22 protein-coding genes are annotated in these 17928 nt (G+C 74.9%); 9 read left to right on the top strand and 13 right to left on the bottom strand.

Annotated elements, in window-relative coordinates; all coding sequences use genetic code 11:
• Positions 1-18: 18 nt before the first annotated feature.
• The 5 genes from NUM_RS13985 to NUM_RS13965 form a co-directional block, all read right to left on the bottom strand.
• A complete protein-coding gene (locus NUM_RS13985) occupies positions 19-795 on the bottom strand; it encodes an alpha/beta fold hydrolase (RefSeq protein ID WP_207125268.1) in 777 nt (258 codons plus the stop codon).
• A 126-nt stretch (positions 796-921) separates the two neighbouring features.
• Entirely contained in the window at positions 922-1737 is an 816-nt protein-coding gene (locus NUM_RS13980) for an alpha/beta hydrolase (protein WP_207125267.1), read from the bottom strand.
• 63 nt (positions 1738-1800) lie between these two features.
• Complete coding sequence (locus NUM_RS13975; RefSeq protein WP_207125266.1) at positions 1801-2946, bottom strand: serine/threonine-protein kinase; 1146 nt, start codon at positions 2944-2946, stop codon at positions 1801-1803.
• Positions 2943-3470, bottom strand: coding sequence for a SigE family RNA polymerase sigma factor (locus NUM_RS13970; protein ID WP_207125265.1), 528 nt, complete (start codon positions 3468-3470; stop codon positions 2943-2945). Before NUM_RS13970 ends, NUM_RS13975 begins: the two co-directional genes overlap by 4 nt.
• Positions 3471-3628: 158 nt before the next feature.
• Positions 3629-3940: a hypothetical protein gene (locus NUM_RS13965; protein ID WP_207125264.1), complete on the bottom strand. Its 312-nt coding sequence runs from the start codon at positions 3938-3940 to the stop codon at positions 3629-3631.
• Between the two features lie 129 nt (positions 3941-4069).
• Here NUM_RS13965 and NUM_RS13960 point away from each other — a divergent pair, with 129 nt between their 5' ends.
• A complete protein-coding gene (locus NUM_RS13960; protein ID WP_207125263.1) occupies positions 4070-5431 on the top strand; it encodes a serine hydrolase domain-containing protein in 1362 nt (453 codons plus the stop codon).
• Between the two features lie 203 nt (positions 5432-5634).
• On the opposite strand, the gene NUM_RS13955 is transcribed toward NUM_RS13960, so the two are convergent.
• A complete protein-coding gene (locus tag NUM_RS13955; RefSeq protein WP_207125262.1) occupies positions 5635-5997 on the bottom strand; it encodes a hypothetical protein in 363 nt (120 codons plus the stop codon).
• 141 nt (positions 5998-6138) lie between these two features.
• Entirely contained in the window at positions 6139-7710 is a 1572-nt protein-coding gene (locus NUM_RS13950; protein ID WP_207125261.1) for a 3-hydroxyacyl-CoA dehydrogenase, read from the bottom strand.
• A 96-nt stretch (positions 7711-7806) separates the two neighbouring features.
• Here NUM_RS13950 and NUM_RS13945 point away from each other — a divergent pair, with 96 nt between their 5' ends.
• The 5 genes from NUM_RS13945 to NUM_RS13925 all read left to right on the top strand — a co-directional run bounded on the left by NUM_RS13945 (position 7807) and on the right by NUM_RS13925 (position 12157).
• Complete coding sequence (locus NUM_RS13945; protein WP_207125260.1) at positions 7807-8493, top strand: SDR family NAD(P)-dependent oxidoreductase; 687 nt, start codon at positions 7807-7809, stop codon at positions 8491-8493.
• A gap of 52 nt (positions 8494-8545) precedes the next feature.
• Positions 8546-9256 (top strand): sulfotransferase-like domain-containing protein, encoded by a 711-nt coding sequence (locus tag NUM_RS13940; RefSeq protein WP_207125259.1) that lies wholly within the window; start codon positions 8546-8548, stop codon positions 9254-9256.
• The gene (locus NUM_RS13935; protein WP_207125258.1) at positions 9253-9783 is read left to right on the top strand and encodes a uridine kinase family protein; all 531 of its coding nucleotides are present in this window, start codon (positions 9253-9255) and stop codon (positions 9781-9783) included. The genes NUM_RS13940 and NUM_RS13935 overlap by 4 nt, the downstream gene beginning before the upstream one ends.
• Positions 9784-10002: 219 nt before the next feature.
• Positions 10003-10518 (top strand): hypothetical protein, encoded by a 516-nt coding sequence (locus NUM_RS13930; RefSeq protein ID WP_207125257.1) that lies wholly within the window; start codon positions 10003-10005, stop codon positions 10516-10518.
• Positions 10519-10633: 115 nt separating this feature from the next.
• Positions 10634-12157: an aldehyde dehydrogenase family protein gene (locus NUM_RS13925; protein ID WP_207125256.1), complete on the top strand. Its 1524-nt coding sequence runs from the start codon at positions 10634-10636 to the stop codon at positions 12155-12157.
• A 69-nt stretch (positions 12158-12226) separates the two neighbouring features.
• Here the strand turns inward: NUM_RS13925 and NUM_RS13920 are convergent, their stop codons facing one another.
• Both NUM_RS13920 and NUM_RS13915 read right to left on the bottom strand, forming a co-directional pair.
• Positions 12227-13048 carry an ABC transporter permease gene (locus NUM_RS13920; protein WP_207125255.1) on the bottom strand — a complete coding sequence of 274 codons (822 nt, stop codon included), beginning with the start codon at positions 13046-13048 and terminating at the stop codon, positions 12227-12229.
• Positions 13049-13100: 52 nt separating this feature from the next.
• Entirely contained in the window at positions 13101-14048 is a 948-nt protein-coding gene (locus tag NUM_RS13915) for an ATP-binding cassette domain-containing protein (protein ID WP_207125254.1), read from the bottom strand.
• 99 nt (positions 14049-14147) lie between these two features.
• Here NUM_RS13915 and NUM_RS13910 point away from each other — a divergent pair, with 99 nt between their 5' ends.
• A complete protein-coding gene (locus NUM_RS13910) occupies positions 14148-14852 on the top strand; it encodes a TetR/AcrR family transcriptional regulator (protein ID WP_207125253.1) in 705 nt (234 codons plus the stop codon).
• Between the two features lie 117 nt (positions 14853-14969).
• Here the strand turns inward: NUM_RS13910 and NUM_RS13905 are convergent, their stop codons facing one another.
• Positions 14970-15686 carry an RDD family protein gene (locus NUM_RS13905; protein ID WP_225918561.1) on the bottom strand — a complete coding sequence of 239 codons (717 nt, stop codon included), beginning with the start codon at positions 15684-15686 and terminating at the stop codon, positions 14970-14972.
• 142 nt (positions 15687-15828) lie between these two features.
• On the opposite strand from NUM_RS13905, the gene NUM_RS13900 reads away from it, so the two are divergent.
• On the top strand, positions 15829-16038 hold the full coding sequence (locus NUM_RS13900) for a DUF5708 family protein (protein ID WP_207125251.1): 210 nt from the start codon (positions 15829-15831) through the stop codon (positions 16036-16038).
• The gene (locus tag NUM_RS13895) at positions 16039-16641 is read left to right on the top strand and encodes a TetR/AcrR family transcriptional regulator (RefSeq protein WP_207125250.1); all 603 of its coding nucleotides are present in this window, start codon (positions 16039-16041) and stop codon (positions 16639-16641) included.
• Here the strand turns inward: NUM_RS13895 and nucS are convergent.
• From nucS to NUM_RS13880, 3 genes are all read right to left on the bottom strand, one after another.
• Positions 16628-17287: an endonuclease NucS gene (gene nucS / locus NUM_RS13890; protein ID WP_207125249.1), complete on the bottom strand. Its 660-nt coding sequence runs from the start codon at positions 17285-17287 to the stop codon at positions 16628-16630. The genes NUM_RS13895 and nucS overlap by 14 nt on opposite strands.
• A gap of 42 nt (positions 17288-17329) precedes the next feature.
• Positions 17330-17449: a DUF397 domain-containing protein gene (locus NUM_RS13885; RefSeq protein ID WP_308440570.1), complete on the bottom strand. Its 120-nt coding sequence runs from the start codon at positions 17447-17449 to the stop codon at positions 17330-17332.
• Positions 17450-17486: 37 nt separating this feature from the next.
• The coding region (locus tag NUM_RS13880) for an integrase core domain-containing protein (protein WP_207124742.1) at positions 17487-17928 on the bottom strand (442 nt) is incomplete at its 5' end.

The raw sequence follows: 17928 nt of genomic DNA, 5'->3' as shown, positions 1-17928 counted from the left end.
GGCTTGTGTCGCGGGTGGTCAGCCGATGCGGGCGAGGAGGGCGCGGACGCCGGTGTTGAACCGTTCGGGCGCCTCGACCGGGGTGAGGTGGCCGGCGCCGGGGATCCGGCGCAGCCGGGCCCCCGGGATCGCGTCCGCCATCCGGGCCGCCTCGGCCGGGGCGGCCAGCGCGTCGTCCTCGCCGACCACCACCAGCGTCGGCACCCGCACGCCGGCGAGCAGGTCGGTGGCGTCGCGGCGTACCGCCATCGCCCGCTCGGCCCAGGCCACCGCCGCCGGCGGCGCCGCGACCGCGGTGGCGGCGACCCGTTCGTACACGTCGGGGCGCTGCCAGCGGGTGGTCGAGCCGATCAGGTTCGGCACCACCTCGCGGCGCAGCGACTCGCTGGAGCCGGCCCGTTCGACCGTGTCGGCGATGCGCCGCCGGTTCGCGGCCGCCTCGTCGGTGTCCGCGGTCGCCTTCGTGTCGGCGAGCAGCAGCCCGGCCAGCCGCTCCGGGTGCCGGCGCAGGAACGCCAGCGCGACGTAGCCGCCCATCGAGATGCCGCCGAGCACCACCGTGTCGAGCGACAGCGCGTCGAGCAGGTCGCGCAGGTCGTCGGCCGCCACGTCCAGATCCGGCTCGACCCGGCCCAGCTCGGGACTGTCGCCGAAGCCGCGCTGGTCGGGGGTGATGACTCGGGCGTGGGCGGCCAGCCCGTCGCGCTGCGCCGCCCACATGGCCGCGTTCAGGGGAAACGCGTGCAGCAGGACGAGCGGTACGCCGTGGCCGGCCTCGGTATGTCCGATCCGCATCGTCCTATCCTGCCGGTACCGGTCCGGTTCGCGCAGCGCAGGGCGGCGCGGCCGGGCGGTCGGGCTCCGGCGGCCGGCACCGGCGGCGGCCGCGGCCGGCCGGCCCGTACCGCCTCACCTGCGGTGTCACTCGCCGCCCGGAGCCTCGCCGGCGGCCGGGCCGGGCAGCGGCTTGCCGGCGAACGCGGCGACCGTGCGGTTCGCGTACGCGGAGGCGTCGCCGAACTCCATCGGACCGTCGAAGGAGCGCGGCAGCGGCGCGGACTCGGGCGCGACCCGGCGCACGATCTCGTCCAGGATCAGCTCCGAGTGACCCACCCACAGGTGCTTGCCGCCGGGCACGCCGACCACCTCGGCCTGCGGGATCGCGGCGAACCGCCGCCTCGCCTCGGCCGGCCGCAGGTAGTCGTCGAACTCCGGCACCAGGGCGGTCACCGGCCGGCCGGACGCGGCCCAGCTGGCCAGGTGCTCGGGCTTCGCGTACCGCAGCGGCGGGGACAGCAGGATCAGCCCGCGCACCGCCGGGTCGCAGCCGTACATCAGGGCCAGATCGGTGCCGAACGACCAGCCCACCAACCACAGTTCCGGCAGGTCGTGGAACTCGGCGTACTCGATCGCGGCGGCCACGTCGTACCGCTCCGCCACGCCGTTGTCGAACGTGCCGCCGGAGGTGCCGCGCAGGCTGCCGGTGCCGCGGGTGTTGAACCGCAACACCGCGACGCCGGCCAGCGCCGGCAGCCGCCACGCCGCCTTGCGGTACAGGTGCGAGTCCATCATGCCGCCGTGGGTGGGCAGCGGGTGCAGGCAGATCAGCGTCGCCACCGGCGGCCGGTCGACCGGGGTGGCGAGCTCACCGACCAGCGTCACCCCGTCGGCGGTGGTCAGCTCGATGTCGGTCCGGGTGGCCGGCAGGATCGAATTGGCCCGGATCACAGCACTCACGATCCCCCAGTCTGGCACGCACCCTCGGCGCGGCGGCAGTCGTACCCGATCGCCAGGCGCGCGTCAGCGCAGCGGGTCGGCCGGCCACCCGGACGGATCGTCCGGTGCCGTCTCGACGCCCCGCAGCCCGCGGGCGACCCGCAACAGGTCGTCGTCGCGGTAGCTGCCGCCGACGGTCTCGATCGACACGTGCCGCCCGGTCCGCGGATACCGCAGGTCGAGCGACCACAGCCGGGCCGAGCCGCGGTAGCCGGTGGCGAACGAGCCGACGGCCGCGCCGACCCGCACGGCGCCGCTCGGCGCGGCGGTCGGGCCGGTGGCGGATCCCGCCGGTCCGATGGACACGACGATCGTGCCGTTCTGGCCCCCCGCACCGATCGCGTACGTCGGCCAGTAGCTCAGCCCACCCGGTACGGCGGCGTCCCGGACGATCTCCAGCGCGCACCGCACGCCGGTGCTGCCGGCCGGGCGCCAGGTGATCCGGCTCGGGTACGGGCAGCGGTGGACCGCGTCGAGGCGCACCGCCGCGGCCACCGCCGCCAGCCGGGCCCGGCCGGAACCGGCCACCTGCATCCAGACTCCCGGTCGTGGCTGCCAGCGCAGGTACGTCGCCGGGCCGTCGCCGTCCGCGCGCTCGGCCCGCTGGTACCAGGCGGCGGGCCGGCCCCGCACGGTGGTGTGGCCGGCGCCACCGGCGCCCCGCACGTCGCGCGCCAGTACCGCCTCGGTCCGGGCCGCCAGCACCCGCACCGCGTCGGTCCGGCCGGCGTCCAGCAGATCGACCGTCGCCGACTCCCGGCCCGGTTCGACGGTCCAGGTCACGGTCTGCACCGGGGCCGGCATCCGGCCCAGGCCGAGGTGGACCAGCCCGAGGTCGGCACCCAGTACGGTCGGATCGTCCTGCGCGGTGGTCGCTCCCGTCGCCCGCGGCGGGGCGGGTACCGACGGGTCCGGCGCGCCGCTCGCGGTGGCCACCGGGGGGCCCGGTCGATCCGTTGCCGGCCCGGGCGCGGCCGGGTGCCGGGTGACGCCGCTGGCCACCCCGCCGGCGAGGACCAACGCTGTCACCGCCGTGACCGCGCCGACGGTGCGCCGGCGGTGGCGCCGGCGGCTGGACTCGGCGAGTACCCGGCCGAGCAGACCGGGCGCGTCCGGGGTCCGGGCTTCCTGGGCCCGCAGCGCGTCTCGGACCCGGTCGGCGGTGATCATGTTCCCTCCAGGGGTGAGTCGGCCCGTGGCCGCGGCGCGGGGACGGGTCGGGCATCGCTCATCCGGGCGCGGAGCGTGGCGAGCGCCCGCGAGACGTGGCCACGGACGGTCGCCGGGCGGCAGCCGAGCACCTCGGCGATCTCGCCGTCCGGCATCCCGACGTAGAACCGCAGCACCAACACCGCCCGCTGGCGGGGCGGCAGCAGCGCCAGGTGGGCGTCCAGCGCGGCCCGCTCGGCGTGGTGGGTGGCCGGGTCGGGTACCGGCTCGGCCGGCTCGACCGTGGCGGCGGGCACCCAGCGCCACAGCCGGCGGCGCAACGAGACGTACTCGTTGACGACCATCCGACGCACGTACTGCTCGGGCCGGTCGTACCGGGAGATCCGGCGCCACTTGAGGTGTGCCCGGATCAGTACCTCCTGGACGACGTCCTCGGCGGTACCCGGGTCGCCGCACAGTACGGTGCCGAAGCGCAGCAGCGCCGGCAGCCGCTGCGCGACGAACTCCTCGAAGTCGGCCGGCAATCGAGCCTCCTGATGGGTGGTGGCCTGTCTCCCCCTACCCACGCAACTCGGCCCCGATTTGTTGTCCCCGCCGCCGGAAACTCCCGGATCGAGCCAGCGGCGCCCGGCCGCGTCGGGTCGGCCGCGGGCCAGGAGCGGGGCGGGACTGCGCCGGCCGGTCAGCCGTAGCGGGGGGCGTTGCGGGAGCGCTGGATCACCGGGCCGCGGCGCAGCCGGGCCCGCCAGCAGGCGGGGTGCCAGTGCCGCCGGTCGTCGATCCGGCCCTCCGGCCAGCAGACCAGATGGCCGGCGCCGGGGCGGATCTCCTGGTCACAGCCCGGGCAGCGGTACGTCTTGCCGCTGCTGCCGGTGACCGCGCGCACCCGCCACTGCCCGTCCGGCCAGTGCTCCAGGGTGTCGACCCCGTGCCGGGACCGGTCGGTATCGACCGGCGTCACCGCCTGCTGGCGTCGGTTGCGTCGCGGACTCACGCTGTCAAGCGTATTTGCTCAGCCGAACCGGCCATCGCCAGGCGCCTGCGGCCGCGCGACGTCCGCGCTGTCTGCGGTGGTGGCGGGCGCCGACGGAATCATCCGCCCAGACGAGACGTTGCCCGTCGTATGAGCGACTCGCTGCCCACGTCCGCACCGGCCGATCAGGGCGTCGACTCCCGCGGCATCGCCGCGTTCCTCGATGCCGTGGAGGAGGCCCCGGGGATCGAGCCGCACAGCCTCGTGGTGCTGCGGCACGGACACCGGGTGGCCGCCGGCTGGTGGTCGCCGTACCGCTCCGACCGGCCGCACATGCTCTACTCGCTGAGCAAGAGCTTCACCTCCACCGCCCTGGGCCTGGCGCTGGACGAGGGCCTGCTGCGGCTCGACGACCGGGTCGTCGACTTCTTCCCCGAGTACCGCGAGCTGGCCGCCGCGGGGACCGGAGCGATCCGCGTGCGGCACCTGGCGTCGATGAGCAGCGGGCACACCCGGGACACCTGGCAGGAGGTGTTCGAAGCCGATCCCGCCGACCCGGTGCGCGGGTTTCTTCGGCTTCCGCCCGATCGCGAACCCGGCACCGTCTTCGCCTACAACCAGCCGGCCACGTACACGCTCGGGGTGATCCTGCAGCGGCTCACCGGCACGACGCTCACCGGCTACCTGCGCCCCCGGCTGTTCGACCCGCTCGGGATCGGCACCGCGACCTGGCAGCAGCACGGATCGGGGCACGACCTCGGTTTCATCGGCCTGTTCACCACCACCGAGGCGATCGCCACGCTCGGCGAGCTGTATCTGCGGGGCGGCATCTGGCAGGGCCACCGGATCCTGTCCGAGGACTGGGTCGCGGAGGCGACCCGGCCACAGGTCCGCACCGACGACGCGCACCCGGACTGGAGCGAGGGCTACGGGTTCCAGTTCTGGATGTCCCGGCACGGGTACCGCGGCGACGGCGCCTTCGGGCAGTTCTGCCTGGTGCTGCCGGAGCAGGACGCGGCCGTGGCGTACACCGGGGCGACGGTCGAGATGCAGGCGGTGCTGGACGCCGCGTGGCGGCACCTGTTGCCGGCCTTCGGCCGGCGGGGCACGGCCGCCGACGACGCCGCCCTCGCCGAACGGCTCGGCCGGCTCGCGCTGCCGCCGCTGCCGGCCGGCTCCCCGCGTTCCGGCAGCTGGTCGCTGACGCCCGCCACCCCGGGCGCGACGCCGTTGACCGCCGTGGCGGTACGCGACGAGCAGATCGTCCTGTGCGAGCACGACACCGAGCTGCGGCTGTCGCTCGCACCGGGCCGGTGGAGCATCGCCGACGAGCCGGTCCCGGTGGCGGTCAGCGGCGGCTGGACCGACCGGACGCACCTGACCGTCGACGCGCTGTTCCTGGAGGCGCCGCACCGGTTGTCGGTGACCGCCGACGTCACCGCCGGCACGTTCGACGCTCGGTGGGTGGAAGCCCCGCTGGTCCCGCCGTCGCTGCGCCTGTTGCGCGCCTGACCCGCGCGAGAGCCGCTGCCCGGCCGGACGGTCCGGCTCCCCGAGCCATCCGCGCCGGGTGACGGCGCCGGATCCGACCGGCGGTGACGGCCGACCCGACCGCGACGTGCTCTACCGGACGGCGTGCTGCGGCGGGCGCGCCGGGTCGCCCAGCGGCGGCGCATGCCCCAGGCCGCCCAGCGGCAGCGCATGCCCCGAGTCGCCTAGCGACGGCGCATGCCGTAGACGACGTTGATCAGGACCAGGCCGGCCCAGATGATCACGATGCCCAGCAGGGTGGGGCCCTGCAGCTGGGTGGCGATGCCGGTCAGCGGGATGCCCGCGCCGATCGAGATGATCGCCAGCACGAACGGCGTGTGGTCGACGCCGCTGGGCTGCCGCTGCGGCGGGTGGGGTGCCGGTGCCGGAGCCGGCATGGGGGGCTCGGGCCGGGTGCGGGCAAGCCGCTCGTCCACCCGGCGGTCGATCTCCTGCCCGGTGCGCTCCAGGAACGCCCGGATGACCGCCTCCTCGGCGTCCGGCCCCAGCGCCTTGCGGGCCGCGATCGAGCCCGCCACGTCATCCATCGAAGGCCCCTCGGCCTCGGCACCCTCCGGCATGCCCACCAGCATAGGACGGCGCTCACCCGGTGCGGGCACCCGCGCCGCGGCAGCCGCCCGCCCGGCCCCGGCCGGGCGGGCGGCTGCCATCGTGGCGTACCGGCAGGGTCAGCCGCGGGCGCCACGGCCGGCGGCGACCAGCTGCGCGAGCAGCGGGGACGGCGCGCGGCTCGGCTCACCGGACTCCGCGTGCAGCGCCCGCGCGGCGGCGAGCACCGCGGCCGGGCCGAGCCGGTCGACCGCGGCGATCGGCCCCTCCGGGTACCCGCAGCCCAGCGTCATGGCGTGGTCGATGCCGTCGGCGTCGGCGTAGCCGCTGGCGAGCATGCCGATCGCGTCGTTGAGGTAGGGCACCAGCAGCGCCTCGACCACCAACCCGGCCCGCTCGTCGACCACGATCGCGCGCCGCCCGAGCGCCTCGGCCAGCCCGCGCGCCGCCGCGACCGCCGCGTCGTCGGTGCCGACCGTACGGGCGATCTCGACGAGCTCGCCGACCAGGTGCAGGCCGACGACGGCCCCGGGCTGGCCGCTCGCGGCACCGGCGGCGGCGAGCGGTTCGGTGGCCGAGTCGATCGCGAGGACCGCGTCGGTCGCCGCGCCGAGCGCCGCGTACGTCGCCGCGTCCGCGCCGGCACCGACCACGACCAGGTCCACCCCGGCCAGCGCGGACTTGTCCACATCGGACAGTTCGCGGACCGTGACGCCGGCCCCGGCCAGCGCCGCGGCGGCGGCCGGATCACCCAGTACCGCAACGGTTCCGGGTACGGTGGCAGACGGCTCGGCGGCGGGGTCGGCGTCGGCGAGCGCTCCCGAGCCGGCCTTCGGGTACGGGAAGAAGCCGTGCCCGGACTTGCGCCCGTACCGGCCGGCGGCGACGAGCTGGCGCAGCAGCGGCGCGCAGGCGTGCCGCCGGCTGCCCCCGCCGTACGTGTGGATCACGTCGAGGATCTCCACGATGGTGTCGAGGCCGATCAGGTCCATCAGGGTCAGCGGGCCCATCGGCAGGCCGGCGCCGTCGTGCATCGCGGTGTCCAGGTCGGCGGGCGAGACGTAGCCGTCGGAGACCATCCAGGCCGCCTGGTTGAGGTAGCCGAGCAGCAGGTAGTTGGCGACGAAGCCGGGCCGGTCGCCCACCGCGACCGGGGTCTTGCCCAGCCGCCGGCACAGCGCCACCACGGTGTCGGCGGCGTCCCGGTCGGCGACGACGGTGGAGATCACCTCGACCAGCTTCATCACCGGCGCCGGGTTGAAGAAGTGCATCCCGACCACCCGGTGCGGCCGGGTGGTCTGGTGCGCGATCTCGGTCACCGACAGCGAACTGGTGTTGGTGGCGAGGATCGCGTGTGCCGGGCAGACCCGGTCCAGTTCGGTGAACACGGCGCGCTTGATCGCCATCCGCTCCGGCGCCGCCTCGACGACCAGGTCGGCACCGGACATCGCGGCGTAGTCGGTGGTGAACGTGATCCGGTCCAGGATCTGCGCCGCCTGCTCGGCGGTGAGCTTGCCCTTGCGTACCGCCCGGTCGGTGGAGGCGCGCAGGGTGTCGCGGCCGCGGGACAGCGCCGCGTCGTCGATCTCCAGCGCGGTCACCGGCAGCCCGCTGCGGGCGAACACCTCGGCGATGCCGGCACCCATCGTGCCCAGCCCGACCACCCCGACGGTACGGATCTCGTCAGCCACCCATGACCTCCTGTGTTCGCGGCGTCCCGGCCACGCTGCCGGCCGCCGTTTCGTAGCATCGGCTGGTCGTACCAGGCCCGAGGGAAGGCACCGACCATGACCGCCACCGTACTGACCGGGGTGTCCCGCGGGCTGGGCCGGGCACTGTTCGACGAGCTGTACGCGCGGGGTGACCGGCTGTTCGCCATCGGCCGGGGCTTCACCGCGCAGCAGCGGGCCGCCGATCCGGCCCGGGTCCGGCTCTGCCCGGCGGACCTGTCCCGGCCCGACGGGGAACTGCCGGAGCTGCCCGGCTTCCTGTCCGCCGGGCCCACCGACGAGCCGGTGGTGCTGATCCACAACGCCGGGTCGGTGGAGCCGATCGGCGCGATCGGCACCCTGGACCCGGCCCGTACCGCGGCGAGCGTGCACGTCAACCTGCTCGCCCCGATGCTGCTGACCGGCGCGGTACTGGCCGCCGCCGGCGACCGCCCGACCACCGTGCTGTTCGTCTCGTCCGGCGCGGCGCACCGGGTCGTCGACGGCTGGGCCACCTACTGCGCGACCAAGGCCGGCGGCGAGATGTTCTTCGCCGCGCTCGCCCAGCAGTACGCCGACGACGACCGGGTGCGGGTGGCGAGCGTCAACCCGGGCGTGATGGACACCGAGATGCAGGCGCTGATCCGCACCAGCGACGACGTCTGGTTCCCCGACCAGGCCCGGTACCGCGGCCTGGCCGAGCGCGGCGAGCTGCCCTCCCCCGCCACCGTCGCCCGCCGCATCGTCGCCGACCACCTGAGCTGACCCCGGCCGGTACCGCGTTGCGGGCCGGGCCGCGGTTCGGTAGACAGGCGCCATGATCATCGCGTTGTGGAGCGCGCCGCGGTCCCGGTCGACCGCGTTCTTCCGGGCCATGGTGGAACGCGGCGACCTGCTCGCGCTGCACGAGCCGTTCTGCAACGTCGCCGACCACGGCGAGACCGACGGCCCGGCCGGACCGGTACGCGACCACGCCGAGCTGATCGCCGCGCTGCGGGCGGCGTCGGCCACCGACCGGGTGTTCTTCAAGGACACCACCGACAACCGGTACCCGGCGGTGCTCGCCGACGAGCGTTTCCTCGCCGAGGTGCGGCACACGTTCCTGATCCGCGACCCGGCCGAGATCGCCGCGTCGTTCTACGCGATCGACCCGGACATGTGCCGCGCCGACCTCGGGCTCGAACACCTGGCCGAGCTGTACGACGCGGCCGCCGCGCACGCCGACACCCCGCCGGCGGTGGTCGACGCGGCCGATCTCGCCGCCCACCCGGACGCGACGATGGCCGCGTACTGCGCCGCGGTCGGACTGGGCTTCCGGCCCGAGGCACTGCACTGGCGTGCCGGCGAGCGCACCGAGTGGCGGCGTACCGCGCAATGGCACGCCGACGTCGCCGCCTCCACCGGCCTGTCGGCGACCGCCACGCGCTATCCGCACACGGTGCACGACACGCCGCTGCTCGCCGAGTTCGCCGCGCACCACCGCCCGTACTACGACCGGCTGCGCGCACGGCGGCTCGTCCCGGCATGATCGTCGGCCTCGCCGGCGGACCCGGAGCCGGCAAGACGACGCTGGCGGTGGCGCTGGCCGGCGCGCTCGGCCTGCCGGTGCTGTCGCTGGACGGGTACCTTCGCGCGCGGCCCCGGCGGGTCGTGGTCGACGGGCGGCGGATACCGGACCGCAACGACCCGGACAACGTCGACGTGCCGGCGGTGCTGCGGGACCTGGCCGCGACCGGCGGCGCCGTCGTCGAGGGCCACCTCGTCCTGGCGCTGCCGGCGCTGCGGGAGCGCTGCGACCTCCGGCTGTGGCTCGACGTCCCGGCCGACGTCCGGCTGGCCCGCAAGATGCTGCGGCAGGGCGCCGAGCCGGACCCGCCCGCCCTCGCCGACTTCGCCCGCCGCTACCTCGGCCACGGGCGGGAACGGTTCGAGCGATACGTCGCCCCGTCGTCGGCGCACGCGGACGCGGTGGTCGACGGGATGCTCCCGCTCACCGCCCAGCTCGCCGCCGCCCGCGCCGCCCTCACCGCGGGCCCGGACCCGCTCCCCCGCTGACCGCGCCCGCCGACGGCCCCGGGCCGCCCCGCCGCGGCCGGTCCGCACCGACCTGGGCCGGCCGTGCTCATCACCGGCGGGCCGGGCAGCTCGGTCGACCGTGGTGTCGGCGATACCACATGCTCGACCGAACACTGCCTGCTCGTCCCCCCCGTCCGGTTGCCGACGCTGAGTACCGTTCAGCGGACCGGCGCCGAGCGCAGCAGGAGGACCAGGAGCATGGCCGTGAACAACGTCCGGGCGCGCGCACGGCGCGACGGTGCCCGGCGCGACCTGCGAGCCTGGGCCATCGCCGAGGTACGCGCGTTCGGCGAGCGGCCGCCGTCGTACTTTCGCTGCGCGGACCCGTCCGGCACGATCCGGGTCACGCTCGGCGCCGACGACCGGGTGGTCGACGTCGAGCTCGACCCCGACTGGCAGGACAGGTTCGGCCCGGAGTACTTCGACACCGCGCTGCTGGTCGCCTACCGCGGCGCCCTGCACGACTCCCGGTACGTGCGGGGCCTCGTCCAGCTCGCCGCCGGCACCGCGAGCGGCCCGGCGACCGAGGCCGCTCCGGTACCGGTCGGCTGCGGCGACGCGGTGGTCCGCAGCCCGGCGGGCTACCTGCGGCTCGTCCGGCGCGGCGGGTCGATCCGCAGCGCGCACGCGGACACCCGGCGCATCTGCGCCGCCCCGCCGCCGGCGCTGTGCCACGACGTGCTCGCGGCCTTCCAGCTGGCCCTCGGCGCCTGAGCCCGGACAGGTCTCCACCGCCGCCCCCGGCGGGTGATCGGCGCTGCCGCCACCGGTGGGCGATCGGCCCGAACGGCGGTTACCGCCCGGTACGGTTTCGGCCTACACTCGCCGCATGACCGCCGAGGTGCACAAGTCAGCGGAGACCGAGACACCGGGGCTGCCGGTGGTGGTGGGCGGGCGGCTCCGGTCCACCCATCCGGCGACCGGTGCCCTGGTCGGCGAGTTCCCGGTGGCCGACGACGCCGACGTCCGGGCCGCGGTGCGGCGGGCCGGTGAGGCGGCCCGCTGGTGGGCCGGGCTGGGTTTCGGCGGCCGGGCGGAGCGGCTCGGCCGGTGGCGTGCGGCGCTGGCCCGGCGGATGCCGGAGCTGGCCAGGGTGGTGCACGACGAGGGCGGCAAGCCGGTCGCCGACGCGGTCATCGAGATCACCGCGGCGATCGACCACGTCGCCTGGGCGGCCCGGCACGCCCGCCGGGTGCTCGGCCCGCGCCGGGTCGGCGGCAGCATCCTGCTGCCCGACCAGAGCGCCCTGGTGACCTACCAGCCGTTCGGCGTGATCGGCGTGATCGGCCCGTGGAACTACCCGGTCTTCACCCCGATGGGCTCGATCGCCTACGCCCTCGCGGCCGGCAACGCGGTGGTGTTCAAGCCCAGCGAGTACACCCCGGCGGTCGGGCAGTGGCTGGTCGACTCGTTCGCCGAGGTGGTCGGCGACGAGCCGGTGTTCCAGGTGGTGCACGGGCTCGGCGACACCGGTGCGGCGCTGTGCGCGTCCGGCGTGGACAAGCTCGCGTTCACCGGCTCCACCCGTACCGGCAAGAGGGTCATGGCGGCCTGCAGCGAGACGCTGACCCCGGTGCTGGTCGAGTGCGGCGGCAAGGACGCGATGATCGTCGCGGCCGACGCCGACCTCGACGACGCGGCCGACGCCGCCTGCTGGGCCGGGATGAGCAACGCCGGCCAGACCTGCATCGGCATCGAGCGCGTGTACGTGCACGAGTCGGTCGCGGACGCGTTCGTCGACAAGCTGGTGGCGAGGGCGAAGCGGCTGCGGGTCGGCTCGGACGACGAGGCGGACCTCGGTCCGATCACCATGCCCGGCCAGCTCGACATCATCCGCCGGCACATCGCGGACGCGCTCGAACGGGGCGGCACCGCCGTGCTCGGCGGCAACGACGCCGTCGACCCGCCGTACGTGCGTCCCACGATCCTGCTCGACGTGCCGGAGGATTCGGCCGCGGTGCGCGAGGAGACGTTCGGGCCGACCCTGACCGTCACCCGGGTACCGGACCTGGACGAGGCGGTCCGCCGCGCCAACGCCACCCCGTACGGGCTGGGTTCGGCGGTGTTCTCCCGCCGTTCCGGGATGGACGTGGCGACCCGGTTGCGGTCCGGGATGACCTCGATCAACGGCGGGATGAGCTTCGTCGGGCTGCCGGCGCTGCCGTTCGGCGGCGTCGGCGACTCCGGTTTCGGCCGCATCCACGGCGCCGACGGGCTGCGCGAGTTCGCCCGGCCGAAGGCGATCGCGCGCCGCCGGTTCCGCACCCCGATGCCGATCATGTCGTTCCGCCGCGGCCCGCGCACCGACGCGCTGATCCCCAAGCTCGTCCGCTTCCTGCACGGCCGCGGCTGACCTGCGACCGCCGGCACCGCCACGACCGGCCCCGGACATCGGGCACCGGCCGCGGCGGGCCGGCTCGGCTCAGCGGGCGGTGCGGTAGCGGCGGACCGAGAGCGGGACGAACACCGCGAGCAGCAGGGCCGACCAGCCGAGCGTGGCGAGGACCGGGTGCTCCATCGGCCAGGCGCCGTGCGCGGTCCCGGTCGGGTTGCCGAACAGTTCCCGGCTGGCCGCGGCGACCGCGCTCACCGGGTTCCAGTCGGCGACCACCCGCAGCCAGGCCGGCATCCCGTCGGTGGGGACGAACGTGTTGGCGAGCATGCCGATCGGCATCACCAGCATCGACAGCTGCCCGGCGGCCTCCTCGTTGCGTACCGACAGGCCGAGGAGCACGCCGACCCAGCTGACCGCGTACCGGAAGAGCAGCAGCAGGGCGAAGCCGGCGACCGCGTCGAGCACCCCACCGCGGATTCGCCAGCCGACGGCGAGGCCGCACACCGCCATGCCGGCGAACCCGATCGCGCCGCCGAGGGAGTCGGCGCCGGCGTGCCCGAACGGTACGGCGAGGCGGGAGGCGGGCAGCGACCGGAACCGGTCCATCACGCCGCGGCCGGCGTCGGTGGCGACCACCGACGCGGCGCCGATCACGCCGTTCGCGGCGACCATCGCGAACAGCCCCGGCACCAGGTACTCCCGGTAGTCACCGCCGCCGGGCAGCTGGATGGCGCTGCCGAACACGTACCCGAACAGCAGGGTGAGCACGATCGGCGCGGCGACCATCAGGATCACCAGGCCGGGCGCGTGCCGCAGGTAGAGCACGTTGCGCCGGACGATGGTCAGCCCGTCGCGCAGCGCCCAGGTCACCCGGGCAGGCCCGCTGTCGGTACCGCTGAGCTGGCTCATGCGAGGCTCCCTTCGAGGGCGGGCGGGTGCGTGCTCGTACCGCTGAGCCGGCTCATGCGAGGCTCCCTTCCGCGGCGGTGAGGTGCAGGAAGACGTCGTCGAGGGTCGGCTTGTGCACGCTCGCGTCCACCACCGGCACGCCGGCGGCGTCGAGCTCGCGCACGACGGCGGGCAGCCCGAGCGGCGCGCCGGCGCGGGCGGTGAGGCGCAGCGTGTCCGGCTCGACGTCCGGTTCGGCGCCGGTCAGCCCGGCCAGCACCCGGGCCGCGGCGGGCAGCGCGGAGGCCGCCGCGGCGACCACCTCGACGGTGCTGCCGAGCCCGTGCTTGAGCGCCTCCGGGGTGTCCTCGGCGAGAGCGCGCCCGGCGGCGAGCACGACGACGCGGTCCGCGAGCCGGTCGGCCTCCTCCAGGTACTGCGTGGTCAGCAGCACGGTGGTGCCGGCGGCGACGAGGTCGGTGACGCGGGCCCAGATGGCGTTGCGGCTGCGCGGATCCAGCCCGGTGGTGGGCTCGTCGAGGAACAGCACGGGTGGCCGCACGATCAGGCTGGCGGCGAGGTCGAGGCGCCGCCGCATCCCGCCGGACCAGCCGGAGACCACCCGGTCGGCGGCATCGGCGAGATCGAGTTCGGCGAGCAGCTCGTCGGCGCGGGTGCGCGCGGCGCGGCCGCTCAGCCGGTACAGCCGGCCGAAGATGGCGAGGTTCTCCCGGCCGGTGAGCTTGTCGTCGACCGCGGCGTGCTGACCGGTGAGTCCGATCCGCCGGCGCACCTGCTCGGGTGCGCGCACCACGTCGTACCCGGCGATCGTCGCCTCGCCGGCGTCCGGCCTGGTCAGGGTGGTGAGGATCTTGACCGCGGTGGTCTTGCCGGCGCCGTTGACGCCGAGCAGGCCGGTCACCGTCCCCGCCGGTACGCGCAGGTCGAGCCCGCGCAGCGCCTCGGTGTCGCCGTAGCGCTTGCGCAGCCCGCGGGCCACGACGGTGGCGTCGTCGTTCATGCCGCCTCCACTGGGTACGTCGTACGTTGTTTCTGATCCCAGAATACTACGTACTCTGTACGCAGCTATCGCGGGTCTCCTAGGCTGTCGCCCGAGGGGGTGGTGAGCACCGTGTCGTCCGAGCAGCCGGCGGTGATCTGGCTGCGGCCCGAGCGCGGCGCGCGCGGCCCGCGGCCCACCCACACCCGCCGCGACATCTCCCGCGCCGCCGTCGCCATCGCCGACGCCGACGGGCTGGACGCGGTGTCGATGCGCCGCATCGCCGGCCGGATCGGCGCCGGCACCATGTCGCTGTACAACTACGTGCCGGGCAAGCACCAGCTGTACGACCTGATGATCGACGAGGTGGCCGGCGAGCTGGCGCTGCCGGAGCCGACCGACGACTGGCGGGCCGACCTGCGCGCCACCGTGCGCAGCCAGTACCGGACCGCGAAGCGGCACCCGTGGCTGTCCGCGGCGCTGCGCCGGTTGCCGTCACTGGGCCCGAACGGCTTGCGGTACCTGGACTTCGCACTGTCTATACTGGAGCGTGCCGGGGTGACACCGGCGGCCGGGATGGAGATCGTGCCGCTGCTCAACGGCTTCGCGTACACCTACGCCGAGACGGCCGGCGCCGGCACCGACGGCGGCGACTTCATCGAACGCTGGCGTGCCGACCAGGCCAGCTACCTCGCCAGCGTGCTCGCCAGCGGCGACTACCCGCACCTGGCCCGGGCGATGTCGACCCCGGCCGAGCCGACCGACGCCGACGAGGTCTTCGACCGCACCCTGGACCGCCTCATCGACGGCCTCGTCCGCCCCTGACCCCGCTGTCGCGGCCTCGGGCCGGACGGGAGCAGCCGGCCGCGTGCGCGGTCGCGTCTCGGCCGAACACGCCGGCCACGGGTCTGCGATGCCGGCCCAGCCTCCGGCAGCGAGTTCTCAGCTGAACAGGCCGGCCACGATCAGGAGCACGCCGAACAGCCACTGCATGACCAGCAGCCCGGTCGTCGCCGGGCCTCCGGTGTCGTCCCGGATGATCCGCAGCCCGGTGATCGCCTTGCCCAGCGTCGCGGAGGTCAACCGCTGCACCACGATCCGGTGCACTGCCGAGGCGACCACGAACCCGGCGATCCCGGCCACCGCGCCGACCACGGCCGGCTGCCCGAGCCGGAGCAACGCCGCCGCGACACCCACCCCGATCGCCAGGTGCAGCACCAGATCCAGCCCGAACGACAGCACCTTGCGCAGCTCCCGCGGCGACGGGTACCGCGGATCCCCCGCCGCACCGTGCACCGCACCGCGACGCACGCGCGGCACCGTTCGACCGGACGCGCCGGACCTGCCGCGCAGATCCACGCCCAGGGTGCCGGCCGCGCCCCGCACCAGCCGCCGCGCGTCGGCCGTGCCGTCCGACCCCCACGCCGGCACGCCGTCGCCGGTCGCGCGTCCCGGTGGCCGCCACGCCGCGGGCCGGCCCGGGACGAACCCCGGCGTGCTCCCCGGTACCGCCCCGGACACCGGGCCCGGCGCATTCCACTGTGCGGTCGGGTCGCCGGCGACCAGGCCCGGCGTGCGCCACCGGCGTCGCAGGTCGCGGCGGCGCACCACGACGAGATCGGCGCTGCGCCGGCCGGACCGCTGCTGCTCGGATGCCATCGCCACAGCCAGATCATGAGCCACCCCGGCAACCCGGCTCTGCGCCGCGGCCGGGGCGCTCAGCACCCCGACCCCGGCTGCGTGGCGACACCGCCCTGTACGATCGACCTGTACGAACGTATGGGGGGCGGGAGGCGAGACGATGCGACAGCACGTGACGTCGGTGATGGTGGGCGTGGCGATGGCACTGGTCGGGCTGGTGCTCTGGTTGACCACCGAGGGCGTCGAGACCCCGGTCGTCACCCTGAGCAAGGTCGGCCTGGTGCTGCTGGTCCTGGGTGGACTGGAGGTGGTGGTCTCCGGGCTGGCGCTGGCCAGCCGGTCGACCCGGCACGGCGACGGCCGCCGGTAGATGGACACCGCGCCACCGCGGCGCGGCGCGCACGTGCTGGATGCCGCCCTGCGGGTGATCGCCGAGGACGGGTTCGCCGCGCTGAGCATGCGTACCGTCGCCACCGCCGCGGGCGTGTCGCTGGCCCAGGTGCAGTACTACTTCCGCAGCAAGGACGAGCTGCTGGCGGCGGCGTTCGAGCACGTCAGCGCGGACGTGGTGGCCCGCGCCGAGCAGGTCGACACCAACGGCCCGACCCGGGAGGTACTGCGGGGCCTGCTGCACGTGTGGCTGCCGCTCGACGAGGAACGGGAACGCGCCGCGCGGGTGTGGCTGGCGTTCACCGCGGCCGCCGCCACCTCGCCGACCCTCGGGCCGAGCAACGCCGTCCTGGACGCCGACCTGCGTACCGGCTTCGCCGAGCTGCTGCGCGAGGCGCAGACCAGCGGCGAGCTGCCTGTCGACCGCGATCCCGACCTGGAGGCCGCGCTGTTGCTGGCGGTGGTCGACGGCCTCGTCGTCCAGTCCCTGGCGCTACCGGCCGAGCGCCGGGCGGCGCTGCTCGTCGCGGCGCTCGACACCCACCTCAACCGGCTCTTCGCTCCGGCGGTCAGAAGAGGGTGAGCTCGTCGGAGCCGATGCCGCGGAGCTTGTGGTAGTCGACGGTGACGCACCGGATGCCGCGGTCGGTGGCGAGCACCTTGGCCTGCGGCTTGATCTCCTGCGCGGCGAAGATGCCGGCGACCGGGGCGAGCAGCGGGTCGCGGTTGAGCAGTTCCAGGTAGCGGGTGAGCTGCTCGACGCCGTCGATCTCGCCGCGCCGCTTGATCTCCACCGCCACCGACGCACCGGACGCGTCCCGGCACATCAGGTCGACCGGGCCGATCGCCGTCGGGTACTCCCGCCGTACCAGGGTGAAGCCGGCGCCGAAGGTGTCCGGGTGCTCGGCCAGCAGCTCCTGCAGGTGCGCCTCGACGCCGTCCTTCTGCAGCCCGGGATCCTTGCCGAGGGCGTGCTCGGAGTCGTGCAACACCTCGTCGATGGTGATGCGCAGCTCCTCACCGGCCTTGTTGATGACCCGCCACAGGCCGGGTTCCTCGGTCAGCCGGCACGGCGGGCTCATCCAGTTGAGCGGCTTGTACGCCCGGTCGTCGGCGTGCACCGACACCGAACCGTCCGCCTTGACCAGGATCAGCCGCGGCGCCATCGGCAGGTGGGCGGTCAACCGCCCGATGTAGTCGACCTGACAAACCGCAATCAACAGACGCACCGCGTCACCCTACCGAGCCGGGTGCGGCCGGGCCTCGGGGCGTCAGTACCGCGCCTTGACCTCGGTCACGAACGCCCGGAACGCCCGCGGCGACACGCTCAACGTCCCACCGTCCCGGTCCTTCGTGTCCCGTACCAACACCGACCCAGCGCCAGTACCCACCTCGACACAGGCATTGCCAGCCCCGCCGCCAGACCTGCTAGCTGTTCGCGGTCTGGACGTTGGTGACGGTGGTGTGGAGTCGGGTGGCGGGTGGTTGGTTGCCGATGGCGGTGTGGGGTCGGTGGTAGTTGTAGTGGATGTTCCAGCTGGTCAGGGCGCTGGTGCGGGCGTGTTCTGAGGTCCAGGTGTGGGCGTAGAGCAGTTCGTCGGCCAGGATGCGGTTGTAGCGTTCGACTTTGCCGTTGTGGCGGGGTGTGAACGGCCGGATTCGTTGGTGGCGGCCGAGGTCTGCCACGGCGCGGGCGAAAGCGGTCGATCGGTAGCAGGCGCCGTTGTCGGTGACCAGCCGGTTGATGCGGCTGATGCCGTGTGCGGCCAGAAACACCCGCGCTCGGGCGAGGAACGCCACGGCGGTGGCGCCTTTCTCGTCGGGTAGCGCCTCGGTGTAGGCCAGCCGGGAGTATCCGTCGATCGCGGAG

This window comes from Actinocatenispora comari, from assembly GCF_017312725.1.
Lineage (GTDB): Bacteria > Actinomycetota > Actinomycetes > Mycobacteriales > Micromonosporaceae > Actinocatenispora > Actinocatenispora comari.
The sequence above is the reverse complement of the archived record's forward strand: the minus strand, read 5'-3'. Positions and strand labels throughout refer to the sequence as shown.